At 68.1% G+C, this 22,467-nt stretch carries 22 protein-coding genes; 6 read left to right on the top strand and 16 right to left on the bottom strand.

The features are described 5' to 3' along the window. Window positions 1–2 precede the first annotated feature (2 nt). The 3 genes from GR702_RS06525 to GR702_RS06515 all read right to left on the bottom strand — a co-directional run bounded on the left by GR702_RS06525 (window position 3) and on the right by GR702_RS06515 (window position 3,413). Window positions 3–1,577, bottom strand: coding sequence for a type II and III secretion system protein family protein (locus tag GR702_RS06525; RefSeq protein WP_202408083.1), 1,575 nt, complete (start codon window positions 1,575–1,577; stop codon window positions 3–5). Window positions 1,578–1,612: 35 nt separating this feature from the next. After that, a complete protein-coding gene (gene cpaB, locus GR702_RS06520) occupies window positions 1,613–2,632 on the bottom strand; it encodes a Flp pilus assembly protein CpaB (protein ID WP_160985147.1) in 1,020 nt (339 codons plus the stop codon). Window positions 2,633–2,702: 70 nt separating this feature from the next. Beyond that, window positions 2,703–3,413, bottom strand: a complete 711-nt coding sequence (locus GR702_RS06515; protein WP_160985146.1) for an A24 family peptidase — start codon at window positions 3,411–3,413, stop codon at window positions 2,703–2,705. A 190-nt stretch (window positions 3,414–3,603) separates the two neighbouring features. Between GR702_RS06515 and GR702_RS06510 the strand changes: the two genes are divergently transcribed. Together GR702_RS06510 and GR702_RS06505 are read left to right on the top strand one after the other, a co-directional pair. Continuing rightward, window positions 3,604–4,521 carry an alpha/beta hydrolase gene (locus GR702_RS06510; protein ID WP_337192541.1) on the top strand — a complete coding sequence of 306 codons (918 nt, stop codon included), beginning with the start codon at window positions 3,604–3,606 and terminating at the stop codon, window positions 4,519–4,521. A 5-nt stretch (window positions 4,522–4,526) separates the two neighbouring features. Continuing rightward, window positions 4,527–5,609 carry an NAD(P)/FAD-dependent oxidoreductase gene (locus tag GR702_RS06505; RefSeq protein WP_160985144.1) on the top strand — a complete coding sequence of 361 codons (1,083 nt, stop codon included), beginning with the start codon at window positions 4,527–4,529 and terminating at the stop codon, window positions 5,607–5,609. Between the two features lie 42 nt (window positions 5,610–5,651). Here GR702_RS06505 and rnhA read toward each other — a convergent pair whose 3' ends face one another. The 3 genes from rnhA to ispH are packed head-to-tail and all read right to left on the bottom strand — an operon-like array spanning window position 5,652 to window position 8,082. After that, window positions 5,652–6,086: a ribonuclease HI gene (gene rnhA, locus GR702_RS06500; protein ID WP_160985143.1), complete on the bottom strand. Its 435-nt coding sequence runs from the start codon at window positions 6,084–6,086 to the stop codon at window positions 5,652–5,654. Beyond that, a complete protein-coding gene (thrB, locus tag GR702_RS06495) occupies window positions 6,083–7,087 on the bottom strand; it encodes a homoserine kinase (RefSeq protein WP_160985142.1) in 1,005 nt (334 codons plus the stop codon). Before thrB ends, rnhA begins: the two co-directional genes overlap by 4 nt. A gap of 5 nt (window positions 7,088–7,092) precedes the next feature. Beyond that, window positions 7,093–8,082, bottom strand: coding sequence for a 4-hydroxy-3-methylbut-2-enyl diphosphate reductase (ispH, locus tag GR702_RS06490; protein WP_160985141.1), 990 nt, complete (start codon window positions 8,080–8,082; stop codon window positions 7,093–7,095). Window positions 8,083–8,149: 67 nt separating this feature from the next. Between ispH and GR702_RS06485 the strand changes: the two genes are divergently transcribed. Further along, complete coding sequence (locus tag GR702_RS06485) at window positions 8,150–8,821, top strand: hypothetical protein (RefSeq protein WP_160985140.1); 672 nt, start codon at window positions 8,150–8,152, stop codon at window positions 8,819–8,821. 419 nt (window positions 8,822–9,240) lie between these two features. Here the strand turns inward: GR702_RS06485 and GR702_RS06480 are convergent, their stop codons facing one another. The 6 genes from GR702_RS06480 to GR702_RS06455 form a co-directional block, all read right to left on the bottom strand. Then, complete coding sequence (locus GR702_RS06480) at window positions 9,241–10,020, bottom strand: 1-acyl-sn-glycerol-3-phosphate acyltransferase (RefSeq protein WP_160985139.1); 780 nt, start codon at window positions 10,018–10,020, stop codon at window positions 9,241–9,243. 7 nt (window positions 10,021–10,027) lie between these two features. Continuing rightward, window positions 10,028–10,471, bottom strand: a complete 444-nt coding sequence (locus tag GR702_RS06475; RefSeq protein ID WP_160985138.1) for a transcriptional repressor — start codon at window positions 10,469–10,471, stop codon at window positions 10,028–10,030. A 217-nt stretch (window positions 10,472–10,688) separates the two neighbouring features. After that, window positions 10,689–11,135, bottom strand: a complete 447-nt coding sequence (locus tag GR702_RS06470; protein ID WP_160985137.1) for a Ros/MucR family transcriptional regulator — start codon at window positions 11,133–11,135, stop codon at window positions 10,689–10,691. Window positions 11,136–11,304: 169 nt separating this feature from the next. Then, entirely contained in the window at window positions 11,305–11,763 is a 459-nt protein-coding gene (locus GR702_RS06465) for a GNAT family N-acetyltransferase (RefSeq protein ID WP_160985136.1), read from the bottom strand. Continuing rightward, a complete protein-coding gene (tsaB, locus tag GR702_RS06460) occupies window positions 11,760–12,434 on the bottom strand; it encodes a tRNA (adenosine(37)-N6)-threonylcarbamoyltransferase complex dimerization subunit type 1 TsaB (RefSeq protein ID WP_160985135.1) in 675 nt (224 codons plus the stop codon). Before tsaB ends, GR702_RS06465 begins: the two co-directional genes overlap by 4 nt. Window positions 12,435–12,454: 20 nt before the next feature. Further along, window positions 12,455–13,033 (bottom strand): NifU family protein, encoded by a 579-nt coding sequence (locus tag GR702_RS06455; RefSeq protein ID WP_160985187.1) that lies wholly within the window; start codon window positions 13,031–13,033, stop codon window positions 12,455–12,457. Window positions 13,034–13,161: 128 nt separating this feature from the next. Between GR702_RS06455 and GR702_RS06450 the strand changes: the two genes are divergently transcribed. From GR702_RS06450 to GR702_RS06440, 3 genes are all read left to right on the top strand, one after another. Continuing rightward, window positions 13,162–16,125 (top strand): M16 family metallopeptidase, encoded by a 2,964-nt coding sequence (locus GR702_RS06450; protein ID WP_160985186.1) that lies wholly within the window; start codon window positions 13,162–13,164, stop codon window positions 16,123–16,125. Between the two features lie 192 nt (window positions 16,126–16,317). Further along, a complete protein-coding gene (locus GR702_RS06445; protein WP_160985134.1) occupies window positions 16,318–17,691 on the top strand; it encodes a class II 3-deoxy-7-phosphoheptulonate synthase in 1,374 nt (457 codons plus the stop codon). A gap of 155 nt (window positions 17,692–17,846) precedes the next feature. Beyond that, entirely contained in the window at window positions 17,847–18,188 is a 342-nt protein-coding gene (locus GR702_RS06440; RefSeq protein WP_337192539.1) for a DUF2322 family protein, read from the top strand. A gap of 45 nt (window positions 18,189–18,233) precedes the next feature. Here the strand turns inward: GR702_RS06440 and GR702_RS06435 are convergent, their stop codons facing one another. The 4 genes from GR702_RS06435 to GR702_RS06420 form a co-directional block, all read right to left on the bottom strand. Further along, window positions 18,234–19,433 (bottom strand): amidohydrolase family protein, encoded by a 1,200-nt coding sequence (locus GR702_RS06435; RefSeq protein WP_160985133.1) that lies wholly within the window; start codon window positions 19,431–19,433, stop codon window positions 18,234–18,236. Window positions 19,434–19,531: 98 nt separating this feature from the next. Beyond that, complete coding sequence (locus GR702_RS06430; protein ID WP_160985132.1) at window positions 19,532–20,716, bottom strand: thiolase C-terminal domain-containing protein; 1,185 nt, start codon at window positions 20,714–20,716, stop codon at window positions 19,532–19,534. Further along, window positions 20,713–21,123 carry a Zn-ribbon domain-containing OB-fold protein gene (locus GR702_RS06425; protein WP_160985131.1) on the bottom strand — a complete coding sequence of 137 codons (411 nt, stop codon included), beginning with the start codon at window positions 21,121–21,123 and terminating at the stop codon, window positions 20,713–20,715. Before GR702_RS06425 ends, GR702_RS06430 begins: the two co-directional genes overlap by 4 nt. Next, the gene (locus tag GR702_RS06420; RefSeq protein ID WP_237449580.1) at window positions 21,123–22,373 is read right to left on the bottom strand and encodes a CaiB/BaiF CoA transferase family protein; all 1,251 of its coding nucleotides are present in this window, start codon (window positions 22,371–22,373) and stop codon (window positions 21,123–21,125) included. The genes GR702_RS06425 and GR702_RS06420 overlap by 1 nt, the downstream gene beginning before the upstream one ends. Window positions 22,374–22,467: the final 94 nt, after the last annotated feature.

Here is a 22,467-nt window from a genome sequence, read left to right as displayed (position 1 = left end):
TCTCACTTCAGGCTGAAGCCGGGGCGGGCGGCATCGCTCGCGGCGGCGCGCTTGGCGGACTTTGCGGCTCCGGCGGTGGCTGCGGCGGGGTCGGCCGCGCCGATGCCGGGCGCCGGGGAGGGCGAGGAAGAAGGCGCGGCGGACGGGCCCTGCGTCGGGCCCGGACGCTTGGCACCGCTGGTGCTGTCGCTCTCCATGTTGCCCAGCAGGCGCTGCAGTTCGTTGGGCGAGTTGAAGCCGTCGGTCGGCAGCGCGATCTGCGAGCTGTTCACCGGGTTGACGAGGTAGGGCGTCACGATGATCACCAGTTCCGTCTCGCCGCGGCGATAGCTGGTGGAGCGGAACAGCGAGCCCAGGATCGGCAGGTCGCCGGCGCCGGGCATCTTCTGGATGGTGTTCGCGGTGTTGTTGCTGAGCAGGCCCGCGATCATGAAGCTCTGGCCCGAACCCAGCTCGATCGTGGTCTCGGTGCGGCGGATGCTGAGCGCCGGGATCTCGTAGCCGTTGAGCGTGACCGCCCCCTGGCTCGACAGTTCCGAAACTTCCGGGCGCACGCGCATCGAGATGCGGCCGTTCGAGAGCACGGTGGGCGTGTAGCTGAGGCCGACGCCGTAGCGCTTGAACTCGACCGAGGTGGCACCAAGGCCCTGGCTGATCGGGATCGGGTATTCGCCGCCCGCGAGGAAGTCGGCCGTCTCGCCCGAAAGCGCGGTCAGGTTGGGCTGCGCCAGCGTGGTGACGAGGCCGACCGTCTCGCCCGCGTCGAGCGAGCCGAGCAGGTCGATGCCCAGCACCTTGCCGGTAAGGCCGAGCGTGGTGCTGCTGGAACTGGGGGACACGCCGGTCACGCCTTCGGTCCAGTCGTCGCCGATGCCGATGGCGCCGCCGGGCGCATACTGCGAGAACCTGCCGGTGCCCTGGCCGATCACGAACTTCGTGCCCGAGGTCGCATCGTAGCTGGCGAGATTGACCGAGAGCGACTTCACCAGCGAGCGGCTGACCTCGGCAATGCGCACCTGCAGGTTGACCTGCATCGGCGTCGCCATGCGAAGGCGGCTGATGACGTTGGCGTCCTTGCCGGAATAGGCCTGGACAAGGCGCTCCGCTTCCGCCGCATCCTCGGGCGAGCGAACCGTACCGGTCAGCAGGAACGTGCCCGATCCCATGGTGGATACCGCGATCTTCGCCTCGGGCATGGCAAGGCGCAGCATCTCGTCCACGCTGTCGAGGTTGGAGCCCACGCGCACCGTGCCCGACCACACGACCGCGCCTGCCGCGTTGCTGGCGTAGACCGTGGTGGTGCCCCCGGCCTTGCCGAAGACGTAGAGCTGGCGCGCCGACTTGACCTGCACGTCGGCCACCGAGTCGTTGGCGACGAAGATGTCGGTCATGGGGCCGGCCACCGTGACGAGCTGGCCGTTGCCGATCGACAGCTGGATGTCCTGCGCGGGAAGGGTGACCGACTGCGCCATCGCCTGGGTGGCGACGCCTCCCGCGCCAAGCGCGATGATGCCTGCGGTGGCGGGCGCGGCCGTACAGGCGGCACTGAGCAGGAACTTGACGAGGCTCGACTTCATGGAGGTGCCCTCAGAGGGTGGGTTGCAGGCGGCCATTACTTGGCGCCCACGGGCTCGACGGTGGTGTCCTTGCCGCGCGTCACGCGGACGACGGGACCGGTGCGTACCGGAGCCGCGCCGCCCATTGCCGCCTGCGGAGCAGGGCCGGCAACAGGCGCGGGCGCGGAAGCCGCCGGCGCGCTCGGCACGGTGGAGCGCTGGAAGCGCGAGACGTCGCCGCCGGTCACGTAAGTGGTGTTGCCTTCGATGGGCCGGGCCATCGCCTGCTTCATCAGCGATTCCTCCTCGGCGCGGGTGGCGCCTTCGGGAACCTTGACGTCGCCGCTGGCGAGGATGCGCTCGAACTCGCCCTGGTTGTCGGCGATGGCGCGAAGGGACAGGCTGATCTCGCCGATCTCCTGCGCGACGGCGACCTTCTCGGCGATGCGCGGCGTGACTTCGAGCGTGACGGTGCGGAAGGCGTGGACCACGGTCTTGCCGTCCACCACTTCGCTGTCGGTCGCCTGGTCGGTGGCGAGGACGCGCAGGTTGCGCAGGATCGTCTCGGCGGTGCGCAGCGATTCGCCGCCGCCTTCGCCGCGAACGTCCTGGGTGAGCATGAGGTCGACCCGGTCGCCCGGGAACACGAACCCGCCAACGCCCGTCTTGGCCGAGACCGGGATGGTGATGGCGCGCATGCCGGGCGCCAGCGCGGCGGCCAGGAAGCCACGGTCACCGGGCGCGACGAGGGCGCCCTGGGTCAGCGGCTGCCCGGCGGTGATCGGAAAGCGCACGACGGTGCCGAGCAGCTTGGTCATGTCGGCCTGCCCCTCGACATAATAGGCGTTCTTCACCAGTTCGCCCGGCCAGTTCTGGAAGGAGACCGAATCGGCCGTGATGATCGTTCCCACCGGAAGCGCACGCTGCGCGACGAGGACCTTGGGCCCCACGTTCTGCGCCTGCACGGCCTCTGCCTGCGGCGCGGCGCCGCCCGAGAACATCGTCCTTGCGGCGAAGGCGGTGAAGGCCGCGATGAGCAGCGCCGCTGCGAGCAGCAGCACTTTCTTCCTGTCCATGGCTAGAAACGACCCTTGCAAAAATCCCCGAATTGACTGCCGTTATCGGGTAAATTGGTTAAAAACGAGTTCACCCCGTTTGCGCGGCCATACGGGCGCCGGCGAGCGTCTGTTCGCCCAGCACCCACAGGCCCGCCGCCGAAATGGCGATGCCGTAGGGCACCTCGAGTCGCGACTTCTGGCGCCGCATGATGTGGCGCAGGCCCAGAATGAGGATCGAGCCGGTGACGAGGGCGACCAGCGCCAGCGCCCAAAGCCCGGGAACGTGGCGGGCCAGCGCTTCAACGCTCGCCTCCGCCACCACCGGCCTGCCCGTGGCGACTGCGAAGACGATGGCGGCCACGCACCATACCCACACCAGCGCGACAAGGCCCGCCAGCACGTCGCGCACCGCCTCGCCGGGTACGCGCTGCATGTTGAGCGCGGCCATCGCGATCGAGCCGCCTCCGCCGACCAGCGCCATCAGCACGACCAGGTTCATGAAGCTGGCAGGCGGGAACCACAGCGCCAGCGCGCCCAGCAGCTTGACGTCGCCGCCGCCCATCTGGCCCGTCGCGAAGAGCACGCAGGCCAACGCGAACGTCACGGCGGCAAGGCCCAGCTGGTAGGCGATCGCAATCGGACCCAGCCCCGCCGCCAGCCACCACAGCGGGGCGGCCAGCGCGATCGAGAGATTGAGCCAGTTGTTGATCTCCCGCCGCCTGAGGTCGGTGAAGGCGGCGATCAGCAGCGCCGTTGCCAAGGCGGCAAGCAAAGCATAGGAAAAATAACCGCCCGACATGAGGTTCGTCCCTTCTTGGGCACGCCCCCTACACCAGGGGGCACTACCAAATAGTAACCAAGGTGCCCTGTCGCTCCGTGACGATCCTGTTCGAGACCTGCCGGTGACTGCCGCCCCCGATGCCGCTGCTTCCGGTGCTGCCGCCGCCGCCGCCGCTGCGGCCGCCCAACCTGCGCGCGCGCGCCGGGCGATTCCCGATGCTGCGCGCGAATCGCGCTGGGCCCTCCCCGATGGCCACCTGCTTCGCCGCATCGACTGGCCGGCCGGTCCACGTGGTTCGATCCTGTTCATGCCCGGCCGGGGCGACGCCTACGAAAAGTGGCTGGAAACGCTGGATGGCTGGCATCACGATGGCTGGCAGGTGACGTCGGCGGACTGGCGCGGGCAGGCGGGCTCCGGTCGGCTCGGTCATGATCGAACGACGGGGCACGTCCCCGACTTCGCGGTGTGGGTGGCCGACTATGCCGCGCTCTATGCGGACTGGGCGGCGCGGACCAGCGGACCCCATGTCGCGGTGGCCCATTCGATGGGCGGGCACCTCGTGCTGCGCGCCGTTGCCGAAGGCGCGGTGAAGCCCGACGCGCTGGTGCTGTCGGCGCCCATGCTCGGCATTCATCCCGCCTGGATACCCGCACGCGTGCTGCACCCCGTGGCAAGGACCATCGCCGGGCTCGGCGATCCGGCGCGCCCGGCGTGGAAAGGCGGCGAGAAGCCCGGCGCGCAGCCGCGTGCGCGAAGCCTGCTGCTCACCCACGACGAGAGCCGCTACGACGACGAGCAGTGGTGGCGCCACCGCCGTCCCGAACTGGCGATGGGCGCGGCGAGCTGGGGCTGGATCGAGCGCGCGCTGGCCTCGATCCGCGCTCTTGAAGCGCCCGGCCTGCTCGAAGGGGTGGACGTGCCGGTGCTGCTGCTCGGCACCGCGATCGACGGCCTCGTCTCGTGGCCCGCGATCCGCCGCGCCGCCGCTCGTCTCCCCCGGGGCGAGCTGGTCGGCTACGGGGCGGAGTGCCGGCACGAGATCCTGCGCGAGGTCGATGCCGTGCGGGATCGCGCGCTCGCCGCCATCGCCGCCTTCCTCAATACCCATGCTCCCGCATGGGGGTGAAGGCGATGGGCACGCGTTTCGATATCGTCATCGTCGGCGCCGGAATGGCCGGAGCCTCGCTCGCCGCTGCCATCGGGCGGCGCGCGGGCGTGCTGCTGCTCGAGGCGGAGGAGCATCCCGGCTACCACGCCACCGGCCGTTCCGCCGCGTTCTGGACCGAGAGCTATGGTGGTCCCGGCGTGCAGCCGCTGACCACCGCCTCGGGCCCGGTCCTTCGAACGCTGGGCGTGCTGACACCGCGCGGCGCGCTGACGCTGGGGCGCGCGGGGCAGGAGCCCGAGGTCGAGGCCTTCGCCGCCCGCTATGCCGCCGCCGGGGTGGAGATGCATCTGCTTGGCCGCGCCGAGATCGCCGCGCGCATACCGGGCCTGCGCGGCGGGTGGACCAGCGGCGCGCTTGAGCCCAGCACCTGCGACATCGATGTCGCCGCGCTCCACCAGCACTACCTTGCCGCCGCCGCGCGCGACGGTGCGGCGCTGTGGTGCCGTGCCGGGCTTGCCGGGGCGGAGCGCACGGCCGGGGGCTGGATCCTTACGTTGACGGACGGACGGCGCGTGGAGGCAGGGGTGCTGGTCAATGCCGCCGGTGCCTGGGCCGATCCGGTGGCGCGGCTTGCCGGGCTGGAACCCCTCGGCATCGCTCCCTACCGGCGCACCATCGCCCAGCTCAGCCTCGACGTTCCCCCGCCGGACGACCTGCCGCTGGTGCTGGACGTGGGCGGCAGCTTCTATTTCAAGCCGGAAAGCGGCCGGCTCTGGCTCAGCCCTCATGACGAGACGCCGAGCGCCCCCTGCGACGCCGCGCCCGAGGAAATCGACGTCGCGCTGGCGATCGACCGGCTGGAACAGGTGGTGGACTGGACCGTCCTGCGCCTCGAACACCGCTGGGCGGGGTTGCGCTCGTTCGCGCCCGACCGGCTCCCGGTCTATGGCTTCGCGCCGCGGGACAGGACGTTCTTCTGGTTCGCGGGGCAGGGCGGCTTCGGCATCCAGACAGCGCCCGCCGCCGCCGATCTGGGCGCAAGGCTGCTGCTGGGCGAAAGCGGCGGAGATGTGGATCCCGCGCCCTACGCGCCCGGGCGATTCTGAGCCGGGCGCGTTTCTGAGCCCGGCCGGGCGGCGGTCGCGGGCCTAGGCGGCAGCCTTGGCCGCGTCGCTGGCGAGCTTGTCGACCCGCTCGTTCTCGACGTGGCCGGAGTGGCCGCGCACCCATTGCCAGTCGACCTTGTGGCGCCCGGCGGCCTCGATCAGCTCGTGCCACAGGTCGGCGTTGCGCACCGGCTGGCGGCTGGCGTTGACCCAGCCCTTCTTCTTCCAGCCGTGGACCCACTTGGTGATCCCGTCGATGACGTACTTGCTGTCGGTATGGAGCGTCACCTCGCACGGTTCGATCAGTGCGTTCAGCGCCTTGATCGCGGCGGTCATCTCCATGCGGTTGTTGGTGGTCGCCGGTTCGCCCCCCGACATTTCCTTTTCGTGCGGACCCATGCGCAGCAGCACGCCCCAGCCGCCTGGGCCGGGGTTGCCCTTGCAGGCGCCGTCGGTGAAGACCTCGACCTGCTTCATGCAAGGATGCCCCCGGCGAAGACGCCGGCATTGGCCGGGTCCGCATAGAATTCCAGGCGGCGCGCGAAGGCCATCGGGTCCTTGGGCGTCACCAGTGCGTCGGCCGGCGTGTTCAGCCAGTCGTAGGCGCGGGTGGCGAGGAAACGCAGCGCCGCACCCCGGGCGAGCACCGGCAGGGCGGCGCGCTCGGCATCGCCCAGCGGACGCACGGCGCAGTAGCCCTCGATAAGCGCCTGCGAGAGTTCGGGCAGGAACTGCGTGCCGTCGGGCGTGAAGCACCAGGCGGCGTGCGTGACCATGACGTCGTAGGCGAGCAGGTCGGTGCAGGCGAAGTAGAAGTCGATCAGGCCGGTGACGGTATCACCCAGCATCAGCACGTTGTCCGGGAACAGGTCGGCATGGATCACGCCCGAAGGCAGCCCGGCGGGCCAGTTCGCCGCGAGCAGCGCCAGCTCGCGTTCGACCAGGCGCGCAAGATCGGGGTCGATCGATTCGAGCCCCTCGCGCCCGCAGTCGTTCAGGAGCTGCTGCCATTGCGGCAGCGCCAGCGAGTTCGCCCGCGTTCCGGGGAAGTCGGCCGCCGCGAGGTGGATCTGCGCCAGCGCGCCGCCTACCGCGCGGGCCTGGCCGGGCGTCGGCTCCGAGACCGAGACGCCGGGCAGGAATTCGATCAGCGCCAGCGCCTTGTCGCCCTGCGGGGTGCGGTGCAGGCGGTGGCTTGCGCCGGTGCCGTCGTGCATCGTGCGCGGCACGGGCGCCCCTGCGGCGGCGAGATGGTCGAGCAGGCCGAGGAAGAACGGCAGCTCGGCCACCTCGGTCCGGCTTTCGTAGATGGTGAGGATGAAGCGGCGGCTGGTGCCGCCCGTGTCCTGCGTCTCGATCAGCCAGTTGCTGTTGGAAACGCCCTCGGCGATGCCCTTGGCCGAGGTGAGCGTGCCCACGTCGAAGGCGGCGATGATGCCGTCCATCTCCTCGGCGCCGAGCCTTGTGTAGACTGCCATGCCGTTCAGCGCACCAGCTGGCGGGGGAGCTTGAAGGTCATGTGTTCCTTGGTGGTCACGAATTCCTCCGCCTCCACCCGGCGCAGTTCCTTGATGCGGGCGATCACTTCGTTGACCAGCTCCTCGGGCGCGGAGGCGCCGGCGGTGAGGCCGATCGTGTCGATCCCGGCAAGCCATTCCGGCTCGATCTCGTTCGCGCGCTGGATCAGCCGCGCCACCGAGCCTTCGCGCTGCGCCACTTCGACCAGCCGCAGCGAATTCGAGCTGTTGGGCGCGCCGATCACCAGCACCAGCTGGCACTGGGGCGCGATCTGCTTGACGGCGGCCTGCCGGTTCGAGGTGGCATAGCAGATGTCTTCCGCCTTGGGGGCGGCCACGCCGGGAAAACGCGCTTCGATCGCCCTGATGATCGCGGCGGTATCCTCGACCGACAGCGTGGTCTGCGAGAGGTAGCACAGCTCGGTCCCTTCGGGGAACGTCAGCGTGGCGACATCCTCCTCCGTCTCTACCAGCGTCATGTTGCCTTCGGGAACCTGGCCGAAGGTGCCGATGACCTCGGGATGGCCCGCGTGGCCGATGAAGAGGATGTGGCGCCCGGCCTCGATCTGGCGCTCGGCCTGACGGTGGACCTTGCTGACGAGCGGGCAGGTGGCGTCCAGCCAATCCAGCCCGCGCGCGGTGGCGGCGGCGGGGACCGCCTTGGGCACGCCGTGGGCGCTGAAGATCACCGGCACGCCATCAGGCACTTCGTCCAGTTCCTCGACGAAGACCGCGCCCTTGGCCTTGAGATTGTCGACCACGAACTTGTTGTGGACGATCTCGTGCCGCACGTAGACCGGGGCCCCGTAGATCTCGATCGCCCGCTCCACGATCTCGATCGCGCGGTCGACACCGGCGCAGAAGCCGCGCGGCGCGGCGATCAGGAGGCGAATGGGCGGCTGGCCTTCGCCGGCTTCGGAAACCGAAGGGCTCGTGGACTGAAAGGGCGCGTTCATGATCCGCCCTCTAGCGCTTTGCCGCTTGCATCGCTAGGGCAAGCGCATGCCATTCGAGGAAGTGACGATGAATGCACGCCGCCTGACTGCCACTGTCCTGTGCTCCGCAGCCGCGCTGGCCGCGCTGTCCGGGTGCAAGACCAAGGGGGAGATCGTGGTCGATCAGGGCGTTGGCATCACTTCGGTCCGCACCGCCTGCCCCGCCGTGGGCATCCCGGAATACACGGGCGACATCACGACTTTCCGCGTTCCCAACGACCGGACCGCGCAGAACATCGATCTGGTCGCCAACATGACCGACGTGCGCTCGCAATGCAACGACGGCAGCCAGGCCGGCGCCGACAAGGTGACCGCGGCGATCTCGTTCCAGGTCCTGGCACGGCGCAACGACACGGCGGGCGCGCGCCGGGTGACGCTGCCCTATTTCGTCTCGGTGCTGCAGGGGGGCTCCTCGGTGGTGTCGAAGCGCGTGGGCACCGTCACGCTCGACTTCGCGGACGGCGCACAGCGCGCGCAGGCGAGCGGCACCGTCAACGCCTTCATCGATCGCGGCGCCGCCACTCTCCCGCAGGAAATCCGCGAGCGCATCACCCGCAAGCGCAAGGCCGGCGACACCGATGCCGCCGTCGATCCGCTTGCCGATCCGGAAGTGAAGGCGGCGCTCGCACGCGCCTCGTTCGAAGTGCTGATCGGCTTCCAGCTGGACGAGGGCCAGCTGGCCTATAACGCCACGCGCTGAGGCAGGCACGGCCAATCGCCCGCTGGCGAATGCGGGATAACGCTGGGGGAAAGGTTCAGCGGACGGCAAGGCGGTCGGCGCTGGGGTTCCTTGCGGGCATCACGCAAGGGCTGCCGGTTCAAACCTTTTGTTCGCCGAGGGCCCTAGGGAGAGGCTATGAAGAACTCCCGATGGCCGAGCCCGTGCGGTGCGCGGGGGTGACGGGCAGGGCTCGCATCCCATGCCGTCTTCCCTGAGGGCATACCCTCATCTTCGTCCACGCATCCCTTTGTGGCTGTTCCGGTGTCCACGACCGAAGCGCCGACCGCGCCGGGAACGAAGGAAGCGTCAGCTACACGCTCCCGGCCCGCCGCTTGCTCGATCGTGATCCCAAGGATCGCAATCGATGCTGCGGCGTATAACCTAAATGGTTAAACAAGTCAAGCGTGGCTTCGCAACCGGGCGATGGCGCCATCAATCGCGGCGCGCGCGGCGGTGGCCATGACCTTGCGGTCGGCGCGTTCGTGCGCCTCCAACGGGGGCAGGAAATGGATGGTGAGATCAACTCCGCCGGGCCGGGCAAGGATGCGCAAGGCATTGTCCAGGCCGGGCTCGTCTCCGACCCAGGCGATGCGACGCGCGTCGGAGCCGTAATCCAGCCATACCGGCTGCACCGCCACCGACTGCGCCTCTCCCTCGAGCGCGGAAAGCAGCGAGGACTTGAACGGCAAGGTGCCGCTGCCGTCCGACGTGGTCCCTTCCGCGAAGATGGTCAGGGTGCCGCTCTCGCCTAGCGCCTGGCGCACCTGCGCGACCTGCGCGGCCACGCTGCGCCGCTCGTGCCGGGCGACGAACACGGTGTCGTTGAGCGCGCAAAGCCAGCGCAGCGGACCGATCTGCGCCAGCCCGTCATGCGCGACGAAAGCCGTGCCGGTGGTTCCGGCAAGCGCGGGGATGTCGATCCAGCTGACGTGGTTGGTGACGATGAAGCTGCGCCGCGAAGAAAGGGTGCCGCGCGTTCGCAGGCGCACTCCGGCAATCGCCGCCACCCCGCGCAGGAACAGGCGCGGGGCCGGGTTGCGCCGGGTGAAAGGCGCGAGGGCATAGTAAAGCGGCACGCAGAGCAGCAGCAGCGCCAGCAGCCCTGTCAGCCGAAGCGCGACGAGCGGCCAGGCCCAGGCGGGAACGGCGCTCCGGCCGTCGGACAGGGCGCCTGCCACCTTGCGCTTACTTGCGAGCGGGAACTTCGCCCTCGGGACGTTCCAGCCGGACGCCGAAGAGCTCCATGCGGTGGTCGACAAGGCGGAAGCCGAGGCGCTCGGCGATCTGGCGCTGCAGCGCTTCGAGTTCGGGATCGACGAATTCGATCACCTGCCCGCTTTCGACATCGATCATGTGATCGTGGTGCGCTTCGGGAGCCGCCTCATAGCGGGCGCGCCCGTCGCCGAAGTCGTGACGGTCGAGGATGCCGGCTTCCTCGAAGAGGCGCACGGTGCGGTAGACGGTGGCGATCGAGATGCCCGGGTCGATCGCGGTAGCGCGTTCGTGCAGCTTCTCGACGTCGGGATGGTCGGTGCTTTCCGAAAGGACCTTGGCGATCACGCGGCGCTGCTCGGTGATGCGCAGGCCACGCTCGGCGCAAAGGGCTTCGATGTCGATGGGCTGGTGCACGGGAAACCTGTATTTATATGAAAGAGGCGCACCGGCCTAGATAGGGCGGTGCGCCTGCAATCACAACCGCGATGGGCGGCCTGTCACCGGGCTGCGGCAGTGCAGGGCATCTTTGTCCCCGGGAAATCGCGTTTCCGGAAGGGGGCGCAGGTGCTGATGCCCTGAGAGCTGTCGCGGGTCGGGCCCTGTCAGGGCCGTCCAGTGGCGGGTTCGCGGCTCAGGCGGCGGCCGTCTTGGGCTTGCGGCCGCGGCGTGCGGTCGACTTGCGGCCAAGGCCGATCTTCTTCGCCAGTTCGCGGCGCTTCTCGGCGTAGTTGGGAGCGACCATCGGATAGTCTGCGGGCAGGTTCCAGCGCGCGCGATAGTCTTCCGGCGTCATGTTGTAGTGCGTCATGAGATGGCGCTTGAGCATCTTGAGCTTCTTGCCGTCTTCAAGGCACACGATGTAGTCCGGCTTGACCGACGAACGGACCGAGACGGCCGGCTCGGGCTTTTCTTCCTCGACCGGGGCAGTGGTGCCAAGACCGGCAAGAGCGCCGTAGACGTTGGTGATGAGCGTGGGAAGATCCTCGACCGAAACGCTGTTGTTGCTCACGTGTGCGGCGACGATATCGGAAGCCAGCGTGATGAGCGTTTCGTTGATGTCGGGCTGGATATTATCCATTTTTTAATTGTCCTTTGGTGCGACCAGTCTAGTTTGGGAGATGCAGGCTCGTTGGGCTTGCCGGTCGGGACCACTGGACGATTCAGCACAGAATCGCAAGTTGAATTGGCCTCATAATACGACTTATCTTTGCCAATGTACTGGCCTGGATCAGAATAAAAGGTGCCGATCAGGATATGTCACATGCAAAGGTGACGGCATCAAGGCGTTCACCACCCGGAGTGCGGTAATATTCGCGTCGTTCTCCGATCGAGTAGAAGCCAAATCCTCTATAAAGGCTTTCGGCGGGATTGCCTCGTCTCATTTCCAGAAGAAGACGGCGGGCGCCGCGCCCACTCGCGCCGGTGCGCAGAGTGTCGAGGAGCGATCGGCCAAGTCCTCGTCGGCGATACTGTGGATCAACCGCAAGTAGCAGCAGTTCCTCTTCCTCGTAGCCGGTGCGCGACATGAAGAAGCCCGCCGCATTGCCTCCATCGACGAACGGGACGCCGGCGGGATCGACGAGGGCGTAGTGGCACGTGCCGAAGGCGAGCGCGTCTTCCACCTGGCGGCGGTTCCAGGCTTCTCCGAAGACCGGGTCGAAGGCGGCGCTCATGACTGCCATGATCCGGTCGACGTCGTCGTTCATGCAGCGCTCGCGGGCAGCTTCGCGTCCGGCGCGCGGCCGTAGAGGGGGTGCGCCTCGGCCACGAGCACGGCGGGATCGAGCCGCATGAACGCGCGTGCATCGGGCCAGAGGGCGAGCGCATGGCCATGCCCGCGCGCGGCGACGAGCGCTTCTGCCTGGTTGCCGGCGACAAGCGCTTCCACGGCGCTGGCGGCGGCATCTGCGGGGCGCTGCGAGGCGAGTTTGCGCGTCACGGTGCCGCCTGCGGCGAAGCCTTGCGTGAACCATTCGCCATGCCCGCCTGTCATCGCGACGGCGACGGGCTGGTCGCCTTCCGCCTCGCGGGCCATCGCTGCAACGAGCGCGAGCGTCGGGTAGCCGACGAGCGGCGCGCTCCAGGCGAAGGCGAGCGCCCGGGCCGCGGCAATCCCGACGCGCACGCCGGTAAAGCTGCCGGGGCCGAGGGCGACGGCGATGCGGGCGGCGCGGCCACGGCCGGGAAGGGCCGAGATCATCGGCACCAGCGCTTCGGCGTGTCCGCGTCCCAGCACGCGATGATCGCCCGCGACGAGCTGCGTGCCCGAGAAAAGCGCGACCGAGCAGGCGTCGGTGGCGCTGTCGATCACGAGAGTGGTCGCGGCATCGGCCCCCTGCGAGGTCGGGGCAGCGGGGTCGTGGGCAGGCTCCGTCACGCCGGGTCCGTGCGCGGCGGTCAGGCCGCGCGCACTTCGCTGACTTCGGGGACGTAGTGCTTGAGCAGGCTTTCGATGCCGTGCTTGAGCGTTGCCGACGAGGAGGGGCAGCCCGAGCACGCGCCCTGCATAGACAGGTAGACCACGCCTTCGCGGAAGCCGCGATAGACGATGTCGCCGCCATCGTTGGCGACGGCGGGGCGCACGCGGCTTTCGATCAGGTCCTTGATCTGGGCGACGATGTCGGCATCGGCGGGATCGTCGCCATAGTCCTCGTCCTCTTCGGCGGGGACGGAGAAGCCCCCGGCAGTGCCGCCCGCGAAAAGCGGCGCCTCGGACACGAAATGGTCGAGCAGGATCGAGACGACCTGCGGGCGCAGCGAGGCCCACTCGACGCCGGGCGCCGCCGTCACCGAGACGAAGCCGGTGCCGAAGAACACGCCGGTCACGTCGCCAAGGTCGAACAGCGCTTCGGCGAGCGGCGAGGCCGCCGCGTCCTCGGGCGAGGTGAATTCGCGGGTTCCGGCGGGCATCACCTGCCGCCCGGGCAGGAACTTGAGCGTCGCGGGATTGGGCGTGGCTTCGGTTTCGATGAACATGATCCTGGCGATGTAGGAGAAGTGACCCAAGGGTCAAGTCCAACCGCAACCGGACGAGGGACAAAGCCGCTTGCGATGACGGTTCTATTCACTGGTGCTTAAGCAAGTGCGACCCTATATCTTTCGTGATGACATCCTCTCCGCGCGCCGCCCGCTCGCTCGCCTGCCTGCTCCTTCTTGCGCAGGCCCCGATTCCGCCCTTGCTTGCCCAGGAGGCTTCACCCGCATCGGGCCCAACATCGAGCGTGGCGTCGGGAGCTGCGTCGACAGCGCCGATGGCGGCGCCTGTGGTGGGGCAGGCGGATCCCTGGCTCTATCGCGGCAGCGACATTCCCCGCGATCCCGAGTGGCACTTCGGCGAACTTTCGAACGGCCTGAAGTATGCGGTTCGCAAGAACGGCGTGCCGCCGGGCCAGGTCTCGATCCGCATCCGCGTGGATGCCGGCTCGCTTTACGAGACCGATGCCGAGCGCGGCTATGCGCACCTGCTGGAGCACATGCTGTTCCGCCAGTCGAAGTACCTTCCCGAGGGCACCGCGATCGCCGCGTTCCAGCGCCTTGGCGCGACGTTCGGCAGCGACACCAACGCCGTCACCTCCACCACGCAGACCGTGTTCAAGCTGGACCTGCCCAACGCCACGCCCACCTCGCTCGACGAGACGTTCAAGCTGATGAGCGGCATGGTCACCGCGCCTACGCTCTCGGCATCCAACCTGAAGTCCGACCTGCCGATCGTGCTGGCCGAGATGCGCGAGCGCGGCGGCGCCTCCAAGCGCGTGCAGGACGCCATGCAGAAGGTGCTCTACGCCGGGCAGCCACTGGCCAACCGCGAGCCGATCGGCACGGTGGAATCGCTGACCTCGGCCACGCCGCAAAGCGTGCGCGCGTTCTATTCGCGCTGGTACCGGCCCGACAACGTGGCGGTGATCGTCGCGGGCGACATGGACCCCGCCATGCTGGAATCCTACGTGAAGAAGTGGTTCGCCGACTGGTCGGTCAAGGGCCGGCAGACGCCTGCGCCCAGCTTCGGCCAGCCCGCCGCTCCCAAGGGCGCCGACCCGCGCAACCCGGTGGGCGAGACGCGCGTGCTGGTGGAGCCGGACCTTCCGCCTTCGCTGATGTATGCCGTCCTGCGTCCCTGGAAGCAGGTGACCGACAACATCGCCTACAACCAGGGCCTGATGACCGATGCGATCGCGCAGGCCATCATCAACCGCCGTCTGGAATCGAAGGCGAGGGCGGGCGGCAGCTTCCTTTCGGCTTCGGTCAACCAGGACGATGTCTCGCGCTCGGCCGACGCGACGTTCGTCTCGGTCACGCCGCTCGGGGATGACTGGCGCGCCGCGCTGCGCGACGTGCGGGCGGTGATCGCCGATGCCCTCACCCGTCCGCCCACGCAGGCCGAGATCGACCGCGAGGCTGCCGAGCTTGACGTCGCCTTCCAGGTTCCGGTGGAGCAGCAGCGCATCCTGCCCGGCTCCAAGCTCGCCGACGATCTCGTCAACGCGCTCGACATCCGCGAGACGGTGGCCGCGCCCAACGACGTGTTGCGCATCTTCCGCGAGTCCCAGGCGCTGTTCACGCCCGATGCCGTGCTCAGGCACACGCGCCAGCTTTTCACCGGCACGGTGACGCGCGGCCTGTTCACCGTGCAGGAAGAAGGCAAGGCGACCGACCGCGAACTGCAGCTTGCCCTGGCGGAGCCGGTGAAGGCCGATGCCAGCGTGCGCACGGCGCTTGCTCCGGTCTCGTTCGAGAAGCTGCCCGCCATCGGCAAGCCCGCCAAGGCCACTGCCGATGCGCCGACCGGGCTTCTCGAGATCGAGCAGCTGACTTTCGCGAACGGCGTCAAGGCGCTGCTCTGGCCGGTGGCCGAGGAGCCGGGCCGGGTCATGGTCAAGACGCGCTTCGGCGGCGGCTACCGCTCGGTCGATCCCAAGGACGCGGCCTATATCACGCTTGGCCAGTTCGCGCTGGTGGGTTCGGGCCTCGCGACGCTGGGCCAGGACGACCTCGACCGGATCTCCACCGGCCGCAAGATGGGCTTCAACTTCGAGGTCCAGGACGCCGCTTTCGAGCTGTCCGCCGAAACCCGCCCGCAGGACCTTGCCGACCAGCTCTACCTGTTCGCCGCCAAGCTTGACCTGCCGCGCTGGGACGAGAACCCGGTGCTGCGCGCCAAGGCGGCGGCGAAGATCCAGTACGCCACGTTCGCCACTTCGCCCCAGGGCGTGCTGAACCGCGACCTGCAGTTCTATCAGCGCGGCCAGGACGCCCGCTTCGCGACGCCCACCCCGGATGAGATCGAGGCGACCACGCCCGCGGGCTTCAAGCGCGTGTGGAGCAAGGCGCTGAAGGAAGGCCCGGTCGAAGTGCAGATCTTCGGCGACTTCGACAAGGCCGCCGCGATCGCCGCGCTGGAGAAGACCTTCGGCGCGCTCAAGGCCCGCCAGCCCTATGCCGCCGGCCCCGCCAGCGCGCAGGTTGCGGCGCCCAAGCCATCGGACAAGCCGGTGACCCTCGTCCACCATGGCGATCCCGATCAGGCGGCGGCGGTGATCTCGTGGCCGACGGGCGGCGGCGTCATGGGCATCCGCGAATCGCGGCAGCTGGAAATCCTTACGCAGCTCTTCACCAACCGCCTGATGGATGCCGTGCGCGAGAAGCTGGGCGTGTCCTACGCGCCTTATGTCTTCTCGAGCTGGCCGGTGGACCTTGCGGCGGGCGGATCGATCACCGCGATGGCGCAGCTCGATCCCAAGTCGGTGCCGCTGTTCTTCCAGACCGCCGACGAGATCGCGCAGAACCTGATCCACAACCCGCCCTCGGCCGACGAACTCGCGCTCGTCACCGAGCCGCTGCGCCAGCAGGTGACGCGCGCCGCGTCGAGCACCTCGTTCTTCATGAGCCAGCTCGAAGGCGCGACCACCGATCCCACCCGCATCGGCACCGTTCGCACCGTGCTGACCGACTATACCGTCACCACGCCCCAGGCGATGCAGGCGCTGGCGGCGCGCTATCTGGGCAAGGACAACTCCTGGCGGCTCGAGGTCATGCCCAAGGACGAGGGCGAGAAAGTGGCGCGCAGGTAAGGCCCGGGCGCACGGCGTTCGGGAGGCGCGTCGGATCGGATCCGGCGCGTCCCCAGCGCCGACGCAAAACCCGATTACTCATATCGCCATCCCGGCTTTGCAAAAATTTCTCGCAGGCGTTATGGGCGCGCTCTTGTCCGCGAATGGCGGCAGGTCCGCGCACGGGGCGTGAGGCATCAGGAGTTAAGACAAGTGGCTAGCAACTGGACACCGGAGAGCTGGAAGACGCATGAGGCGCGCCACCTCCCGGTCTATGGCGATCAGGCGAAGCTGGGCGAGGTCGAGGCCACGCTTGCGAAGTTTCCGCCGCTCGTCTTTGCCGGTGAAGCCCGCGCCCTGAAGGCCGACCTTGCAGAGGTTGCCGCAGGCCGCGGTTTCCTGCTCCAGGGCGGGGACTGCGCCGAGAGCTTCGCCGAATTCAGCGCCGACAATATCCGCGACAGCTTCCGGGTGCTGCTACAGATGGCCGTGGTGCTGACGTTCGCCAGCAAGCAGCCGGTGGTGAAGCTGGGGCGCATGGCCGGCCAGTTCGCCAAGCCGCGCTCGGCCCCGACCGAGGTCGTCGGCGGCGTCGAGATGCCCAGCTACTTCGGTGACATCATTAACGGCATCGAGGGCAATGCCGAGGCGCGCCGCAACGATCCCGAGCGCATGCTGCGCGCCTATACCCAGTCCTCGGCGACGCTGAACCTGCTGCGCGCCTTCGCGCACGGCGGCTATGCCAACCTGCGCCAGGTCCACCAGTGGACGCTCGACCACATCGGCCGCAGCCCCTGGGGCGAGAAGTTCTCGCAAATGGCCGACCGCATCGGCGAGGCGCTCGATTTCATGGCCGCCTGCGGCGTGGACCCGACTTCGGTTCCGCAGCTTCAGGGCACCGACTTCTACACCAGCCACGAAGCGCTGCTGCTGCCCTACGAGCAGGCGCTGACCCGCCGCGATTCGCTCACGGGTGACTGGTACGACTGTTCGGCCCACATGCTGTGGATCGGCGACCGTACCCGCTTCGAAGGCTCCGCCCATGTCGAGTACCTGCGCGGTGTCGGCAATCCCATCGGCATGAAGTGCGGCCCCAGCCTCGAGCCCGACGCGCTGCTGCGCATGCTCGACACGCTGAACCCCGCGCGCGAGCCGGGGCGCATCACGCTCATCAGCCGCTATGGCCACGACAAGGTGGAGGCGGGGCTGCCCAAGCTGGTCCGCGCCGTCAAGCGCGAGGGCCATCCGGTGGTCTGGTCGTGCGATCCGATGCACGGCAACGTCATCAAGTCGGACAGCGGCTTCAAGACCCGTCCGTTCGACCGCATCCTCGCCGAAGTGCGCGGCTTCTTCGCCGTCCACCGCGCCGAGGGCACGCATGCGGGCGGCATCCACATCGAGATGACCGGACAGGACGTGACCGAATGCACCGGCGGCGCCATCGCCATCACGGACGAGGCGCTGAAGGACCGCTACCACACCCACTGCGACCCGCGTCTCAACGGCGCGCAGTCGATCGAGCTGGCTTTCGAGATGGCCGACCTGCTCAATCTGGAGGCGACCGCCGGCCAGCGCGCGGCGGCCTGACCTTTGTGCGCCGGGGCGGCTCCGGCAAGCTGACGCAGGGGCGAACGCAAAGGGTGCAGGGAGCATGGCTTCCTGCGCCTTTTGCGTGGCACCGTGGTTGCGGCCTGGCGCAGAAGCTGCAAGAGGCCTGCGCAACAGGTCAGGAGTTCGTTGAAGTGCAGGCAGTCCAACCCGGAGCGACGTTCAAGGACAATCTGGCGATGCTGCCCTCCATAGACGGTCTGGAGCGCATCGAACTGGTCGATCCCTCGGGCGTCACCGTCGCCATGATCGAGAACCGGCCCGGCCAGCAGGGCTCGCTCGCCGTCTACCAGTACTTGGGGCAGGTCTTCCCCGCTCTCGATGCGGCGGCGGCGGAACATGGGCTGGCCGTGTTCGGCGAACACACGCAAGACGCGCGCAGCCGCTCCGGCGCACACCCGAACATCGACCGCCTGCTCGCCGTCGCGTCCGGCGACGAGGCGCTCCTCATCAAGACCGTCAGCGCCTCAGTATAACGGCAGCGGTAGCGGCGGCGACCCGCTCGCTGCCGGGTGCCGCTCTCAGTAGAGGCCCAGGAGCTTGCGCGCGTTGTCGTTGATGATCGCGCTCACGTCCGCCTCGGGCACCCCTTCGAAATCGCGCAGGATGATCTCCCGCGAGCGCGGGAAGGTCGTCTCGGAGTGTGGATAGTCCGACGACCACATGATGTTGCGTCCACCCGGCAGGTCGCGGTTGAGGATGCCGGCGCGGTCCTGGATGAACGAGCCGAAGACATTCGTGTCCATGTAGTAGCTCGGCGGGTTCTTGATCGGGCATTCGGTCCAGAAGCGCTGCTTCTCCCAGGTCCGGTCGTTGTATTCGGCATACCATGCGAACCAGCCCACGCCACTTTCCATCGACCCGATGCGCAGGGCGGGGAAGCGATCGAAGATGCCGTTGTAGATGAATATGCCGATGGGTTCCGCCATCGCCAGCTTGCTCATCGGCATGTCGGGAAGGAAGAATTCCTTCTGCCCGAAGCGCGGCACGCGGGCCCCGAGGTGAAACGTGATGACGAGGTTGTGGTCGCAGGCCGTCTTCCACAGCTTGTCGAAAGCAGGGTCCGAATACTGCAGCGCGCCCTTCTGGTCGCCGGTAAGGGCGGAAACCTGCCCGTCCTTCATGTTGGCGATCCCGGACGAGGTCTTCCACGCATCGGGGTTCTGCGGAAAGGCGGGCAGGTTGATCGCGCGAAAGCCTTTCCTGGCCAGCCGCTCGACATGCGAACAGGTCTCGTCGATGTCGCGCATGGGCACGTAGCCCACCGGGAACAGGCGGTCCGGCGCCGCCGAGCAGAAATCCATCACCCAGTCCTGGTAGGCGACGTAGCTGGCGACGTAGAGCTCGTTGTCGAACGAGCCCAGCGGCCCGCCGCCGAACAGCAGCGCGGCGTCCATGCCGTCCGCGTCCATGTCGGCAAGGCGGGTGGCGGGCTCCCAGACTTTGCGCTGGTCGGCAAGGCGTCCCTTCATCTTGAAGTTCCTGCCCTCGCGCCCGGCCTGGTTGTTGATCATCATGAAGGGACGGCGGCCGCCTTCGAAGCAGATGTAGTCGCCGTCCTCGGCATGCTCGATGTACGGCGCGCGCTCTTTCAGATGAGAAGGGAGGTAGTCCTTCCACATGTCGTGCGGGGGATCGATGTGCGCATCTGCATCGAAGATGGGGCCATAAGGCCAGTCGGTGACAGCGGCATCCTTGATGGCGGGATCTGCTTCGCTCATGGCGCGTCCTCTCTCGGGTTCGCTTATATTCTAAATAGCGAATTCATTATCGCATCTGTGAACGAGTCGGTCAAGCTGGCGTCGTTTCCGGATGCGCCTCAATCCCGACGCAGGACCATCGTGCCGTAGCCGTAGCCCCCGTTGGAGACGAGGCATGTCCGGGCCCCGCGGACCTGCCGCCCGCCGCCGCGCTCCCACAGTTGCACGCAGGCCTCGTGGATATGTCCGTAGCCATGGAACCGCCCTGCGGAGAGCTGGCCGCCCCCGGTGTTGAGAGGCAGTTGCCCTCCGATGGCAATGCGCGCGCCGCCTTCCACGAAGCGGCAGGCTTCCCCCGGAGACACGAGGCCGAGCGCCTCCATCCACATCCACACATGGATCGAGAAACCGTCGTAGATCTGCGCGCAGTCCATCTGCGCGGGGGTAAGCTCGGTTCGGTTCCAGAGCATCCGCGCCGCCCGGATCGCGCCGGGCATCTGCGTGAAGTCGCCCTCGTGGCGGCCCACCCAAAGCCCGCCCGTCGCCATGCCCATCGCGTCAATGCGGATCGGCGGGTTCCGGAGATCGGCTGCCGCATCGCGGTGCGAGAGCACGATCGCCGTGGAGCCGTCGATATGCGAGTCGCAGTCCAGCAGGCGCAGCGGCGAGGATATGACGCGGCTGGCGAGGTAGTCGTCGAGGGTAAGCGCATTCCGGTAGACCGCGTTGGCGTTGTGCGCGGCATTGGCGCGGCTGTTCACGGCGATGGCGCCAAGCTGCGCCTCGGTAGCGCCGTACCTGGCGAAGTAGGCTTGGGCATAGAGAGCGAAGGTGTTGATCGGCGACAGTGCGTTGTAGGGCACTGTCCATGCGTTGTTGCCGTCCACGCGCTCGCGCGGGCCTGCCATCAGGGTGGACGCGCGCGATCTCGCCCGGGCCTGTGCCTGCGCGACGCTGCGGAACACCACCACGTGGCGTGCAAGGCCGCAGGCGATCGCCGTCACCGCGTTGAAGATCGGCGCCATGTGGCTGAAGCCTTCGGCCGAGGCGAGGATCCAGCGCGGCTCGATGCCCAGCACAGCCGCCGCTTCGGAAGGGCTGACGGGCGCGATGCCGCCGCCTTCGCTGCTCTTGCCGGGATAAGTGGCGATGCCGTCGATGTTCTCCACCCGCAGCCCCGCGTCGGCGATGGCGGCAAGGCAGGCGTCGGCGGTCAGTTGCAGGGCGCTGCGCTGCGAGGGGCGGCCCACCTGCGACTGCGCGGCCCCGGTGATGCAGACCCGCTTCTCCGGAAGGTCGGTCACGCCCGCTCCTCGCGGAACATCGGCAGCCAGACGTCCTCGTGCCGCTCGAACTCCACCGTCAGCGCCATCCCCACTGCTACATGGCCTATCGCCGCCAGCACGTTGCAGAAGACGTAGAGCTCGGGCTGTTCCGCCAGTTCGACGACACCGAAGACGAAAGGCACGGCAAGGCCCGGCAGCCATGGTTCGTGGTTGACGGTATAGCTCGCAAGCCGGCCCTTGCCTGAAACGGTTTCGGGCGCGACGGCCTCGCTGCGGCACTGCGCGCAGAGCGGCAGGGGCGGGTGCTGCCAAGTGCCGCAATCGCCGCAGCGCTGGATGCGCAGCACGTCGTCCGCGCCGCAGGTCCAGTAGAAGGCGGTGTCCGGCTCCAGCCTTGGCAACTTGCGGGCAGGCGGCGACACCATCAGAGCACCACGCCCTGCACCTTGAGGTCGATGATCTGCTCTTCGGAGTAGCCGAGGCCCGCAAGCACGGCGTCGCTGTTGGCGCCGAGTTCGGGGGAGCGGGTGGAAGCCAGCGGCTCGCCGTCGAATACCATCGGCAGCCCTACCATGGGGATCTGCGTGCCGTCCTGGCAGTCCACGTGCTTGAGATAGCCGTTGGCAAGGGCCTGCACATCGTCCTTCATCTCGCCGACGTCCTGCACCACGTCCCACTGGCCCTGCTGGCGCGAGAGGATGTCCTTCCATTGCGCTAGGGGCCTGCTGGCGAAGAGTGTCGTGACCTCGGCGTAGCAGGCGGAGATGTTCTCGCGGCGGGCCGCGGCATCGGCGAAGCGCGGATCGGTCGCAAGGTCGGCGCGTCCCGCCGCCTCGCAGAAGGGAGCCCAGTACTTGTCGGCCTGAAGCATGCAGAGCGCCAGGAACCGCCCGTCTGAGGTGCGGTAAGTGCCGACCAGCACGTTGTGTGGCTTGTCGGCGGCGGGCTTGGGGAACTTCTGCACTCTGTCCGCCGTCGCCTGGCAGACGTAGCGCTGCATCGACCAGAGCGCGGTGCCGAGCAGGGAGACATCGACGCTGGACGCCTCGCCCGTCAGCGCGCGCTTGGCAATCGCTGCGCAGATCGCGCCGGAAAGCATGGCTCCCGACAGCGTGTCTCCAAAGGCTGGGCCCGGCGGCCCCACCGGGTGCAGGGCCTCGGCTTCTGTGAGCGAGGAGGAGATGCCGCCGCGCGCCCAGAAGGTAATCGCGTCGTAGCCGCCTTTCTCATGATCGGGGCCGCTTGGGCCGAGCGCGCTGCCGCTGGCGTAGATCAGCTTCGGGAAACGGGCGCGGATCGCGTCCTCGTCGATCCCCATCGCGCGCCGCGCCGGCGGAAGCAGGCTGGTGAGGAATACGTCCGCATCCTCCAGCAGGCGGTAGAGCACCGCGCGCCCTTCCTCGTGCTTGAGGTCGAGCGTGACCGAACGCTTGCCGCGATTGTAGCTCTCCCACGAGAAGTCGATGGCGCCTTTGCCCATGCCCCCGATCGAAAGACCGCGCAGGGGATCGCCCCTCGGCGGCTCCACCTTGACGATGTCTACCCCCAGATCCGCCAGCATTCCGCCGCACGCGGGCACGAAAGCCCACATGGCGACCTCGACGGCTTTGATACCCTGCAGCGGCTTGCCCATCGCCTTTTGTCCCTCCTGTGCCCCGCCTTGCACGCTCGACATGGCGACTGACGCGTGACCGAGTAAATTCGGTATTGCGAAGGATGGAACGAAATGGCGAATTAGGTCAAGCCACGGTGATGATATCGCGGGAAGG

Source organism: Novosphingobium silvae (assembly GCF_009856825.1).
Classification (GTDB): domain Bacteria; phylum Pseudomonadota; class Alphaproteobacteria; order Sphingomonadales; family Sphingomonadaceae; genus Novosphingobium; species Novosphingobium silvae.
The sequence above is the reverse complement of the archived record's forward strand: the minus strand, read 5'-3'. Positions and strand labels throughout refer to the sequence as shown.